Here is an 11,419-nt window from a genome sequence, read left to right as displayed (position 1 = left end):
CGCTCACCCGAGCCCCTGATCGGCCTCGCCATGCTCACACTCGGAGGCCACCGCCCCCTCCTGCCCGGCCGCTGAAGACCCACGGATCAGTCAGTAGAGCCACATATCCGGCGGTGACGAGCCAGCCGCCGCGCATCCGCAGGCGTTCGCGCGCGAGCGAGGAGATCGGCCACACCGAGGCGGCGAACAGCGCAGCCTGGGCGATCATGAGCGTCAGCCCTGAGGGCGCGATCCAGTACAGCGGGGTGAGCAGGATGAGGATCGGGTGGAAGTGGTCGCCCCACAGGTGGTAGCCCGGCCCCTTGATGTCGACGATCGGCGCCCGCCCGTGGGCGTACTGGTCGAGCAGCTGCGTGAAGATCCCGAGGTCCCAGCTGGGTGCGTACTGCGCGCGCCACATGAGCACGGACAGCGTCGTGTAGAGGATGAACGCCGTCAGCGCGCCGATCGCCGGCATCCACCGGTTGAGCAGCTCGGTGAGCTCGGGGCCGGAGTCGGCGTGCGCGGCTCGGGGGCGGGTGTGCGTCTGCTTGTCGGCGCTCATGACTCAACCACCTGCTTGGATCCGTAGTACCGGCCGAGCACCTCGGCTTCGAGCTCGGTGAAGCGGTCGACTTCGATCGCTGCCCGGATCTCGTCGACGAGGCTGACGATGAAGTGCTCATTGTGGATGGTGCACAGGGTGGAGAAGAGCATCTCCTTGGCCTTGAAGAGGTGTCGCAGATACGCCCGCGAGTAGTTCTGGCAGGTGTAGCAGCTGCATTCGGCGTCGATCGAGCCGAAGTCGCGGCGGTACTTCGAGCCGGTGATGTTGTACCGGCCGTCGCGGCTGTAGACCGCGGCATTGCGGGCTACGCGCGAGGGTGAGACGCAGTCGAAGGTGTCAGCGCCGGCCTTGATGGCGGTGAACAGGTCATCGGGTTCGGAGATGCCGAGCAGGTGGCGCGGCTTGTCCTCCGGCAGCTCCTCGCACACCCAGCCGACGATCGTGCCGAGGTTCTCCTTCTCCAGTGCCCCGCCGATGCCGAAGCCGTCGAAGTCCATCGCCCCGAGGTCCCGGGCGGCTTTGCGGCGCAGGTCCTCATACTGCGCTCCCTGCAGCACCCCGAACAGCGCCTGATACGGCCGGTGCGACCGCGCCGCGGTGAGCCGCTCGTGCTCGGCCAGGCAGCGTTCGGCCCACAGGCGGGTGCGCTCCAGCGACATCTCCTGGTAGCCGCGGGTGTTCATCAGCGTGGTGAGCTCGTCGAAAGCGAACATGATGTCAGCGCCGAGCTGATGCTGGACCTGCATCGACACCTCGGGCGTGAAGCGGTGCAGGGTGCCGTCGATATGGGACTTGAAGGTCACTCCGTCGTCGTCGACCAGCGCCCGGCGCTCCTTGTCGGCGGCGACTGCGGAGTCGTCCGGGGAGTCGGGGATGTCCATCGAGATGACCTTCTTGAACCCCACACCCAGGCTCATGACCTGGAAGCCGCCGGAGTCAGTGAAGGTGGGTCCCGGCCAGTTCATGAACTTCCCTAGCCCGCCGGCCTCGTCGAGCAGGTCGGCGCCGGGCTGCAGGTACAGGTGGTAGGCGTTGGCGAGCACGGCCTGCGCGCCCAGGCCCGCAACCTCGTCCGGGCGCACGGCCTTGACGGTGGCCTTCGTGCCGACCGGGATGAACGCCGGGGTCTGGATCTCCCCGTGCGGGGTGCGAATCGTGCCGGTCCGCCCGCCGGTCGCCATCCGGGTACCGACGCTGAATCCGAAGTCCTCGCGGCGGCATACCGGGTCGGTCACGGCCGCGCCCGAGGCGGTGGTGTCCTGTTGCTGAGAAGTCACCACACCAGTCTAGCCAGCAGGGCTCGGCCACCTGCTCCGATGACCCACGAGGGGCTAGACATTCGGGATGATTCCCTTGCCATCCACCCGCGATGTCGTCGACCTCAACGGGGCTGCCGTCTGAGAACTTGGCCTCCTTGTCGACCATCGTCAGTGTGAGCTCCTTCTGGTCCTCAGACATCTCGAAGGAGCACAGCCCGTCCGTCGGCTTCGTGAGGTCGCCGTCTTCGAAGGTCAATGTGGTCTGGTAGAGCTGATCGTCGACCCGGTGAACTCGAACTGCCGTGCAGGGTCGATGGTCTGCAGGTCGAAATTGGTTTCGGCAACGATCGCCTCTCCCTTCGCGGCTGGTGAGTTCATGGGAGATCTCCGCTCTACGCTGAATGAAGTTCCACTGTGATACGCATCATATTGTGAAGCGTGTGCGCCTATCCTAGACAGAAAAATCTCTGTTTTTGTCCGTGCGGTGGAATCCATTCATCAGATTTCGAAAGGTGAGACATCGTAGAGGAACGACTCTCATCAGAGACGGAGGACATCATGAGACTGGCGACGATGAATCTGACTGCGACCGGCGGCACGACGGCTGCGGTGCTCACCGACGAGGGCTATGTGCCGGTGCACGGCTTCGCCGATGTCGGCCAGCTGCTGGCCCACGAGAGGGGACTCGAACAGGCGCGCACCGCCTCGGCTCCGGCGATCCCGGCTGCCGAAGCGCAGCCGCTGCGGCCGATCCTCAACCCGGCGAAGGTGCTGTGCATCGGCCTGAACTACCGCAACCACATCGCCGAGGTGGGCATGGACACCCCGGAGTTCCCCACGGTGTTTGCGAAGTTCGCCTGCTCGCTCACGGATCCCGGCGCCGAGGTGGTGGCCCCGGCTGAGGACGAGAAGCTCGACTTCGAAGGCGAGCTGGCGATCGTCATCGGCACCGCTGTCCGGCGCGCCGACCCCGAGCAGGCTGCGCAGGCGATCGCCGGCTACACGGTGGCCAATGACTTCTCGATGCGCGGCTACCAGATGCGCACGCAGCAGTGGCTGCAGGGCAAGATGTGGGAGGCGTCATCGGCGGTGGGGCCGGTCGTCGTCACCGCCGATGACTTCGATCCGGCGGCAGCGCAGCTGACCACGCGGGTCAACGGCGAGGTGCGGCAGCAGGATTCGACCGGGGACCTCGTGTTCGGGCCGGCGGAGCTGGTGTCGTACCTGTCGACGATCATCACCCTTGAGCCCGGCGACCTCATCCTCACCGGCACTCCGGGCGGCGTCGGCATGGCCGATGAGCGGTGGCTGGCGCCCGGGGACGAGGTGTCGGTCGAGATCACCGGCATCGGCCAGATCAGCAACCGGATCGCCGGCGGCCAGGCGAGCTGAGGGCAGCCTGGAGAGCTGAGGGCAGCCTGGAGAGCTGAGGGCGGCCTGGAGAGCTGAGGGCGGCCAAGGCCGCCGCCGGCCCTCACCTCACAGCGCGCCGAGCGCCCGGGCTCACCCCGCGGCCCTCACCTCACAGCGCGCCGAGCATCTTGCCGGGGTTGAGGATGCCGAGCGGATCGAGGGCGTCCTTGATCTTCAGGTGCATGGCGCGGGTCACCGGATCGAGTTCGCGGGCCAGCCACTCCTTCTTGAGGTAGCCCACCCCGTGCTCACCGGTGATGGTGCCGCCGAGCTCCAGCCCCAGGGCCATGATCGCATCGAAGGCCTCCTGCGCCAGCGCGGTGGTGGTCTCATCGCGCTCATCGAAGAACACGCACGGGTGCATGTTCCCGTCACCGGCGTGCCCGGCGTTGCTGATGATGACCTGCGGATAGGCGGCGCGCAGCTCGTCGAGGCGGGTGAAGAACTCCCGCATCCGGGCACGCGGAATGCACACATCGTCGATGAGCTCGCCGCCGCCGTGGGCATTGGCGAACTTCTCCCCCGCCGGGCCGACCGCACGCCGAGCCGCCACGAGCAGCTCGGAATCGGCCGGATCCTCGCTGAAGACCACCTCGGCGGCGTTGCAGGCATCGGCCACCCGTGAGAACGCCCCCATCTCCTGCGTCGCGGCCTCCAGGCTGCCGTCGCCGTTGGACTGCACGAGCAGCATCGCGCCCATCCCGGTGGGCAGGCCGAAGTCGCCGTAGTCGTTGATCATGTCCATCGACGGACCGTCGAGGTATTCGAGCATCGACGGCCGCGCGCCGGTGGCCATGAAGTCGCAGACGGTGCTCGCGGCATCGGCGGCCTCGGGGAACAGCGCGATCGCGGTGATCGGGTCCGGCAGCGCCGGGATGAGCTCCAGGGTGATCTCGACGATGACGCCGAGCGTGCCTTCCGAGCCGATGAACAGCTGCGAGAGCTCCAGCCCCGCCACACCCTTCTGGGTGGGCCGGCCGACCCGGGTGATCTGCCCATCGGCGAGCACCACCGTCAGATTGCGCACATAGTCGCGGGTGACGCCGTACTTCACGCAACACAGGCCGCCGGCGTTCGTCGCGACATTGCCGCCGATCGAGGAGATCGCCACCGAACCGGGATCCGGCGGGTACGCCAGCCCGTGCTGCTTGAGCGCCTCTTTGAGATCCTGGTTGATGACGCCCGGCTGCACGGTGCAGGTCTGTTCGACGGTGTTGACCTCGAGGATCCTGTTCATCCTCGCCACCGTCAGCAACAGGCAGCCGTCGACGGCGTTGGCCGCACCGGACAGACCTGTGCGCGCTCCCTGCGGCACGACCGGGATCCGGTGGGCGGTGGCGAACCGCAGCGTCGCCTGCACATCCTCGACCGAGGCGGCGCGCACGAGGGCGGCCGCACGGCCGACGTGGGAGAACAGCGCCCAATCCTTCGAATAGGTGGTGATGACGTCCCGGTCGGTGACGAGTGCGCCGGCGCTCAGCTCGGCGGCGAGCTCCTCAAGCGGCAGCCCGCCCGCCGTTCCCGAGGCACCGGTCGCCAGAGCCGTTCCCGAGGCACCGGTCGCCAGAGCCGCTCCCGAGGCACCGGTCGCCTCAGCCGCACCGCTCACTTAGGTGCCCCATCCGCCTCGGCGGGGGCGCCGGCCCCGGTGACGGCACCGCCGTCGGCGACGAACGCCTCGGCGACGGTCAGCACCCGCTGCATCGCCTCCTCGGGACCGACGGAGATCCGCACCCCGTCCTTGAGGTTGCGCACGGCCAGCCCGGCGTCCAGGCAGGCGGCTTCGAATTCGTCGGAGCGCTCGCCCAGGTTGAGCCACACGAAGTTGCCGTAGGCCTCGAAGACCTCGTAGCCGAGGCCGCGCAGCCCGTCTGCCAGCTCATCGCGCAGGCGTGCGACCTCCTTGGCGCGGACCTGCATGTCCTCGCGGTGCTGCAGGGAGGCGAGCGCGGCCTGCTGTGCCGAGGCGCTGACGGAGAACGGCAGCACCGACTTGCGCAGCTCCATGATGAGCGCCGGATCGGCCACCGCGTAGCCCACCCGCAGTCCGGCCAGGCCATAGGACTTGGAGAAGGTGCGCAGCAGCACGAGGTTGGGGTAGCGGCGCAGCGCGGCGAGCCCGTCAAGGGCATCGGGCGCATCGCAGAAGTCGATATAGGCCTCATCGAGGATGACGACGATGTCGCTGGGCACCTCGGCCATGAAGGCGTCGAACTCGTCCTGGCGCAGCGCCGGGCCGGTCGGGTTGTTCGGAGTGCACAGGATCACCAGCCGGGTGCGCTCGGAGATCGCAGCGGCCATCGCCGGCAGGTCGTGGCGGCCCTCGGCATCGACGCTGATGCGCTGGTGGGCGGCCCCGCACAGATTGGCCAGCTGCGGGTACATCTCGAAGGACGGCCACGGGTAGACGACTTCGTCACCGGGGTCGACGGCGATGTGGAAGAGCGCCTTGAGCATCTCGGAGGCGCCGGCGGAGAACAGCACCGCATCGGTGCCCACCCCCAGGTGGTCGGCGAGCGCAGCAGTGAGCTCGGTGACTCCCGGATCGGCGTAGCTGGCCGGGGTCAGGCCGCCGGCGGCGACCGCCTCGGCGACGGCCGGCAGCGGCTCCATGTGGTGCTCATTCGAGGACAGCTTGTAGGACTTGAGGCCTTCGGAGGCCTTGGGCGGCTTGCCCGGGACGTAGGCTGGCGTGTTCGCCAGGGCCGGGCGCAGGCGGAACTTTTCACTCATAGCGTCATGGTGCCATATCTCTGCCCGTTCCCGAGGCGCCGGTCACGTTCCCAGCACCGACTGCCGGTGCCTGCGGACGACTTCCGATGCCCGTGGGGCGGCTTCCGACGCTGGGGGCGGGCTGACAGAATGGGCGGATGGCACAGATGCACGAATGGGGCGAGGACATCCTCGGGCCGCGATTCCGCATGCTGCCGATCACTGTGGGCGACGGTGATACCGCTGTCATCATCGCCCCGGCGCTGCCCGGTGCTGCTGCCGGGGACGGCGGTGCTGATGCCGGGCAGCTGCGGGATGCCGATCCCGCGCGGCGCGAAACTGGGCCCACACTCCGCGACGCCGAGCCGGCACTGCAGCCGAGCGGCACTGCCCGCCCGGTGGTTCCGGCCCGGACGGCCGTCATCTATGTGCACGGCTGGTCGGACTATTTCTTCCACCACCGGCTCGCCGACTACTACGCATCGCTGGGCATCGCCTTCTACGCCATCGATCTGCGCCGCTACGGACGCAGCCTGCTCATCGAGGCAGCCGGCGGCCCCGAGCACTGGGCGCCCCACACCTCGAAAACGGCAGCCGCACACGCGGAGGCGACAGCGCACGGAAGCCCAGCCGCCCACCCGGATGCGGCGGCCGCACTGGCGGTCGCGGCCGAGGACGATCTGCCCGGCCGGGCGCTCACCGGCCCGGGCACGCATGCCGGCTACATCGAGGATCTGCGCGCCTACGATGAGGAGATCGCCGCCGCGCTCACCGTCGTCGAGGCGGAGAATCCCGGCGCGCAGGTGCTGCTGCACGGGCATTCGACCGGCGGACTCATCCTGGCGCTGTGGGCGGCCAGGCACCGGGACACCGCCTGCGGGCTGCTGCTGAACTCGCCGTGGCTGGAGTTCCAGTACGATGCCGCCGCGCGCAAGCTCATGAACGCGTGGATGGGGCTGCGCTCGAAGTCGGCGAAGCCGCTGAACGTGCAGCTGCCGAACTTCTACACCCTCGCCAGCGCCTCACTCGGCCGGCTGCCCTATGACCTGCGGCTCAAGCCTCCCGGCGGGTTCCCGATCTATCCGGCGTGGCTGCAGGCGATCTTCGCCGGCCATAAGCAGGTCGAGGCCGGGCTGGGGCTCACGATTCCCACGCTCGTGCAGATTTCGGCGACGACGCTGAGGGGCGCGTCCTTCACCTCGTCGATGGCGACTGCCGATATCGTCCTCGACGTCGATGTCATCGCCCGGCGCGCGCTGTCGCTCGGAGAGTCGATGACGATCGAGCGGATCCCCAATGCGATGCACGATGTGTTCATATCCGCCGAGGCCCCGCGCCGGCAGGCCTATGACGGACTGGCCCGGTTCCTCTTCGGCGTGCTCGGCTGACCCCGGCTGCTCCCTCACCCGCTCCGCACGTTCCCGCGCAGCCCGGCCCGCTCTCGCTCCGCGCAGCCCAGCCTGACCCGCTCCGCCTGGTGGGACGCGGGTTCCCGGACCCGACGCTCTTCGACTCCCAGCTGCTGAGCGAGCTGGCGGCCAAGGCCGTCTCGACCGCTCCCGAGGTGGCACTGCAGTACGCCTCGAAACGCGGGCTGGCCTCGCTGCGCCAGACGCTGCGCGACCTCATCGCCGACACCCAGGGCCAAGTGCCGGCCGAGGACGAGCTCATCGTCACTTCCGGTGGTGTCGATGCGCTGACGCTTGTGACGACGGCGCTGGCCGATCCGGGCAATGCCGTCCTCGTCGAAGCCCCCACCTATCTGGGTGCATGTGCGGTGTTCACCGCCAATGAGGCGGTGCCGGTGGCGATGCGCAACGATGATGAGGGCCTCGTGCCGGCCTCGCTGCTCGACGCCTGCGAGACCGCGCCCAAGCAGGGTGCGGCGCCGAAGTTCGCCTATGTCATCCCGGACTTCCAGAACCCCTCGGGCCTGCTGCTCTCAGCAAAGCGGCGGGCCGAGCTCGTCGCTGCCGCACGCGAGGCCGGCGTCATCATCGTCGAGGACGTCGCCTACCGGGATCTCGCCTTCGACGGCGCGTACCTGCCTTCGATCTATGAGCTCGGCCCCGATGTCACCGTGCAGGTGGGGACGTTCTCCAAGACCTTCACGCCGGGCACCCGGCTGGGCTGGGCCTGCGGTCCGGAGGTCATCATCTCTGCCATCGCCGAGGTGAAGACGACGACCGACCAGTGCGCCTCGGCGCTCTCGCAGTGCATGCTCAACGCCTATATCAGCGAAGGCCACTTCACCGCCGGGCTGCCGCAGATCCGCGCGGCCTACCCCGGCCGATCGGATGGACGAGGGCATCGCCCGGCTGGCCTCAGCCCTGCGCGAGTTCCAGGGCTGAGAACGGCCGGCAAGGTTCGGCCGTCAGGTCGCGGCCGGCACGGTTCGGCCGGCACGGTTCCGCCGTTGAACCCGGTCAGGAGAGCTCGGCGCCGGCGGCATCCATCTCCTGCAGCGCTTCGGCTGAGCGGGCCGCGTCGACACCGGCGACGAGGTCAGTGAGCACGCGCACGGCAAAGCCCTCATTGCGGCCGTCGAGTGCGGTCGCCCGCACGCAGTGGTCGGTAGCGATGCCGCACACATCGATGGCGGTGATGCCGCGAGCGCGCAGCCACTCGGCCAGCAGCTCGCCGCCGTCCGTATCGCTGTCGGCGGGCGCGCGGCGGCCTTCGAAACCGGAGTAGGCCGCTTCGTACTCGCCCTTGCAGAAGATCGCATCGACGGTCTCGATCGCGGGCTTGACCTCTGGGTGGAAGGCCGCACCGTCGCTGCCGGCCACACAGTGCACGGGCCAGGAGTTGACGAAGTCAGGGTTGGCGGAGAAATGCTCGCCGGGATCGATGTGCCAGTCAGCGGTGGCGACGACGCAGGCGTAGTCGCCACGATGCTCGGCGACGAACTCTGCTGCCCTGCGCGCCACCTCGGCCCCGCCGTCGACTCCAAGTGCCCCGCCTTCGCAGAAGTCGTTCTGGATGTCGACGAGGACAAGGGCAGTGCTCTGTCGGTTCAGGTCCGTCGTCGTTGTCGCTTCGCTCATGTCATCGGCCTCCGTCCTCGCGCCCGCGCACTCGCGCCTGACGCTCCAAGTGTATGGGACGACCGCACCGTCTGCTTCCTGTGCCAGGACTGCAACAGCCGCAGCTGGCAACGGGCCGAGCTCGACGTCTAATCTGAAGCCACAACGACCGTGTCACAGCACTGATCTTGCAACAGGAGAACTGCCATGAAAGCCCTTTCCTCGTCATCCCCATCCCGCCTCGTCGCTGGCGCCGCAGCAGCAGCCGGTCTGGCGCTCGTGCTCTCTGCCTGCGGCGGAGGATCCGACTCCGGTGCCGGCGATGAGCAGAACGCCGACCAGGCGGCTGAGCAGGAGGGTGGCGAGCAGGAAGCCGAGGAGCCGGCTGCCCCGGAGACCCGCCAGCTGAGCCAGGAAGAGATCGAGGAAGCCCTCAGCGGCATCTCCTATGAGGGCGAGGGCTTTGCGGCCGCTCCCAACGATCCGCCGGAGATGGAAGCTGCCAAGACGGAGCTGGAGAAGGCGCCGATCGAACCAGCTGAGTGCAAGAAGGTCTTCCTGGAGCAGATGGGCAAGGCTGACACCGACATCCCGACTGGCCTTGCCATCAGCGAGGAGCACACCTACAACGCTGTCGCCATGTCCTATGCATCAGCAGATGAGGCGAGCGAGGCCCTCGATGCGACGCTGAGCACCGGCTCTGCATGTGAGGAGATGTCAATCGAGGCCGCCGGCCAGAAGATCGAGATGTCGATCACCGTCGAGGAGATCGACGTGCCCGGCGCAGACCGCGCCGTGCTGATGACCACCAGCCTGCCGATGGCTCCTGATGACACGCTGTACTACGTCACCGCCCTCACCGCCAACGGACTCGTCGCCGGCTCCGCTCTGCACGATTCGACAGAGGAGAAGTCCACCGGCGTCGCTGCTGAAGCCGTCAACGCGTACACCGAAGCCCTGCAGTGAGCTGACCATCTGCCCCAGCGGCACGTGCGTGCTGCTGGGGCAGAAGTGTGTCTCCGCAGCTGCGAGGAAGTCGGCGGTGGAATCGGTCTTCACCACCCTGCCGACGGCCGGCCTCCTTGTCGTTTCCAGTCTTCGCACCGCATGTTCCGCCCGCCTGGGTCATCTGATTCGAAACATGCTGTGGCAGGGCTGAAACATTCGAAACTCTGTAATACGACTGCAGCAAAATTCGAAAGCATGTAATCGGACTGCAACGTCCGAAGCTCCCAACAGACCGGTTCTGGCCCTCAGTCTGAAATTGCAGCTAACCGCTGCGAACAGAAAAACAACCGCATAGCACCGAACACAGAAAGGGAGAACCATCATGAAGACCGTTACGTCATCATCCCCGTTCCACCTCATCGCCGGTGCCGCGACCGCAGCCGGCCTGGCAATCTCACTCACTGCCTGCGGCGGAGGTTCCGGTTCTGACGCCAGTGAGGAGCAGAACGCCGGACCGAACACCCCACAGGCAGCCGAGCAGACAGCTGAGCAGGTGAGCTCTGAGCAGGAGACTGAGCAGGAGGGATCCGAGCAGGAGGCCGACGGATCAACTGCATCGGAAGCACGCCAGCTGAGCCAGGAGGAGATCGAAAAAGCTCTCAACAGCATCTCCTACGAGGGCGAGAGCTTCGATTCTGTAGACGAAACCCCAGGCGAGCTGGGAAGCGCCAAGGAACAGTACAAAGAGGCCGAGTACGATCCGGCCGAGTGCAAGGCTCCCTTCCTCGATCTGATCGGCAAGCCCGAGACCGAACTTCCGAACGGCTACGCACTCAACGAGTCGAACAGCTACACCGCCGGCGCCATCTCCTACACGTCAGCAGAGAAGGCCAGCAAGGCTTTTGACGAGAAGCTGAAGGACGCCGAAGGATGTGAGGAGTTGACTCTCGAGATGGGTAATGGCGACACGTTCGAGAGGTCGATCACCGTCGAGGAGAGCGAGATTCCCGGGGCCGACCGAGCAGTGATGTTCAGCACCGCTGCACCGGACAATGAGGACGAGGGACCGTTCACCGTCATTGCCCTCACCGGCAACGGGCTCGTCACCGCCGACTCAGTGATGGACGGGACAGCATCGGGCACCCTTGACGTCGCTACTGAAGCCGTCAAAGCCTACTCCGAAGCCTCCGAGTGATCCAGTTCCCTGCCCCGGCGGCACGAGAGTGCCGCCGGGGCAGGTCTGAGTCACCGGGGAGCTGCCCACGCACTCACATCGCACGCTCCGCTTGTCCGAATCGTCTGATTCGGAACCGCCTGTGCCGGATCTGCACCGCCCAACACTGGCGGCAGGCCGATTCTGGCGCGTACTGTGAAGTTGTCCGCGTCACAGCACTGGTCTCGCAGCAGGAGCACACATCACCACACCGCCCGCGTCATCCCCATCCCGACTCATCACCGGCACTGCAGCAGCAGCCGTACTGACACTCGCCCTCTCTGCCTGCGGAGGAGGTTTC

11 protein-coding genes are annotated in these 11,419 nt (G+C 67.3%); 5 read left to right on the top strand and 6 right to left on the bottom strand.

Annotated features, from left to right (window positions below; genetic code table 11):
* Nucleotides 1–34: 34 nt before the first annotated feature.
* From ACFFN1_RS11055 to ACFFN1_RS11045, 3 genes are all read right to left on the bottom strand, one after another.
* On the bottom strand, nt 35–544 hold the full coding sequence (locus tag ACFFN1_RS11055) for a DUF2079 domain-containing protein (RefSeq protein WP_376840786.1): 510 nt from the start codon (nt 542–544) through the stop codon (nt 35–37).
* Complete coding sequence (tgt, locus tag ACFFN1_RS11050; protein WP_376840791.1) at nt 541–1,728, bottom strand: tRNA guanosine(34) transglycosylase Tgt; 1,188 nt, start codon at nt 1,726–1,728, stop codon at nt 541–543. Before tgt ends, ACFFN1_RS11055 begins: the two co-directional genes overlap by 4 nt.
* Nucleotides 1,729–2,058: 330 nt before the next feature.
* On the bottom strand, nt 2,059–2,184 hold the full coding sequence (locus ACFFN1_RS11045; RefSeq protein ID WP_376840784.1) for a hypothetical protein: 126 nt from the start codon (nt 2,182–2,184) through the stop codon (nt 2,059–2,061).
* A gap of 195 nt (nt 2,185–2,379) precedes the next feature.
* On the opposite strand from ACFFN1_RS11045, the gene ACFFN1_RS11040 reads away from it, so the two are divergent.
* Nucleotides 2,380–3,198: a fumarylacetoacetate hydrolase family protein gene (locus ACFFN1_RS11040; RefSeq protein ID WP_376840783.1), complete on the top strand. Its 819-nt coding sequence runs from the start codon at nt 2,380–2,382 to the stop codon at nt 3,196–3,198.
* A gap of 130 nt (nt 3,199–3,328) precedes the next feature.
* Here ACFFN1_RS11040 and ACFFN1_RS11035 read toward each other — a convergent pair whose 3' ends face one another.
* Entirely contained in the window at nt 3,329–4,726 is a 1,398-nt protein-coding gene (locus tag ACFFN1_RS11035) for an FAD-binding oxidoreductase (RefSeq protein ID WP_376840790.1), read from the bottom strand.
* Between the two features lie 98 nt (nt 4,727–4,824).
* The gene (gene hisC, locus ACFFN1_RS11030; RefSeq protein WP_376840782.1) at nt 4,825–5,952 is read right to left on the bottom strand and encodes a histidinol-phosphate transaminase; all 1,128 of its coding nucleotides are present in this window, start codon (nt 5,950–5,952) and stop codon (nt 4,825–4,827) included.
* Nucleotides 5,953–6,089: 137 nt separating this feature from the next.
* Between hisC and ACFFN1_RS11025 the strand changes: the two genes are divergently transcribed.
* Entirely contained in the window at nt 6,090–7,319 is a 1,230-nt protein-coding gene (locus tag ACFFN1_RS11025; protein ID WP_376840781.1) for an alpha/beta hydrolase, read from the top strand.
* Nucleotides 7,320–7,408: 89 nt separating this feature from the next.
* Entirely contained in the window at nt 7,409–8,443 is a 1,035-nt protein-coding gene (locus ACFFN1_RS11020) for an aminotransferase-like domain-containing protein (protein ID WP_376840780.1), read from the top strand.
* Here ACFFN1_RS11020 and ACFFN1_RS11015 read toward each other — a convergent pair.
* Nucleotides 8,358–8,978 (bottom strand): isochorismatase family protein, encoded by a 621-nt coding sequence (locus ACFFN1_RS11015; protein ID WP_376840779.1) that lies wholly within the window; start codon nt 8,976–8,978, stop codon nt 8,358–8,360. The two genes, ACFFN1_RS11020 and ACFFN1_RS11015, sit on opposite strands and share 86 nt — an antisense overlap.
* Nucleotides 8,979–9,164: 186 nt before the next feature.
* Here ACFFN1_RS11015 and ACFFN1_RS11010 point away from each other — a divergent pair, with 186 nt between their 5' ends.
* Nucleotides 9,165–9,923 (top strand): hypothetical protein, encoded by a 759-nt coding sequence (locus ACFFN1_RS11010; RefSeq protein WP_376840778.1) that lies wholly within the window; start codon nt 9,165–9,167, stop codon nt 9,921–9,923.
* 535 nt (nt 9,924–10,458) lie between these two features.
* Nucleotides 10,459–11,100, top strand: a complete 642-nt coding sequence (locus ACFFN1_RS11005) for a hypothetical protein (RefSeq protein ID WP_376840777.1) — start codon at nt 10,459–10,461, stop codon at nt 11,098–11,100.
* Nucleotides 11,101–11,419: the final 319 nt, after the last annotated feature.

Origin of the sequence: Brevibacterium otitidis, assembly GCF_042429315.1 — a bacterium.
In the GTDB taxonomy this organism is placed as follows: domain Bacteria; phylum Actinomycetota; class Actinomycetes; order Actinomycetales; family Brevibacteriaceae; genus Brevibacterium; species Brevibacterium otitidis.
This window is presented reverse-complemented; position numbering and strand designations above follow the sequence as displayed.

Coding starts and splice junctions, on each gene's coding strand:
- ACFFN1_RS11045 (WP_376840784.1), bottom strand. CDS start 2,184: ATGAACTCACCAGCCGCGAAGGGAGAGGCGATCGTTGCCGAAACCAAT.
- ACFFN1_RS11040 (WP_376840783.1), top strand. CDS start 2,380: ATGAATCTGACTGCGACCGGCGGCACGACGGCTGCGGTGCTCACCGAC.
- ACFFN1_RS11055 (WP_376840786.1), bottom strand. CDS start 544: ATGAGCGCCGACAAGCAGACGCACACCCGCCCCCGAGCCGCGCACGCC.
- ACFFN1_RS11025 (WP_376840781.1), top strand. CDS start 6,090: ATGGCACAGATGCACGAATGGGGCGAGGACATCCTCGGGCCGCGATTC.
- hisC (WP_376840782.1), bottom strand. CDS start 5,952: ATGAGTGAAAAGTTCCGCCTGCGCCCGGCCCTGGCGAACACGCCAGCC.
- ACFFN1_RS11015 (WP_376840779.1), bottom strand. CDS start 8,978: ATGAGCGAAGCGACAACGACGACGGACCTGAACCGACAGAGCACTGCC.
- ACFFN1_RS11010 (WP_376840778.1), top strand. CDS start 9,165: ATGAAAGCCCTTTCCTCGTCATCCCCATCCCGCCTCGTCGCTGGCGCC.
- tgt (WP_376840791.1), bottom strand. CDS start 1,728: ATGGCGACCGGCGGGCGGACCGGCACGATTCGCACCCCGCACGGGGAG.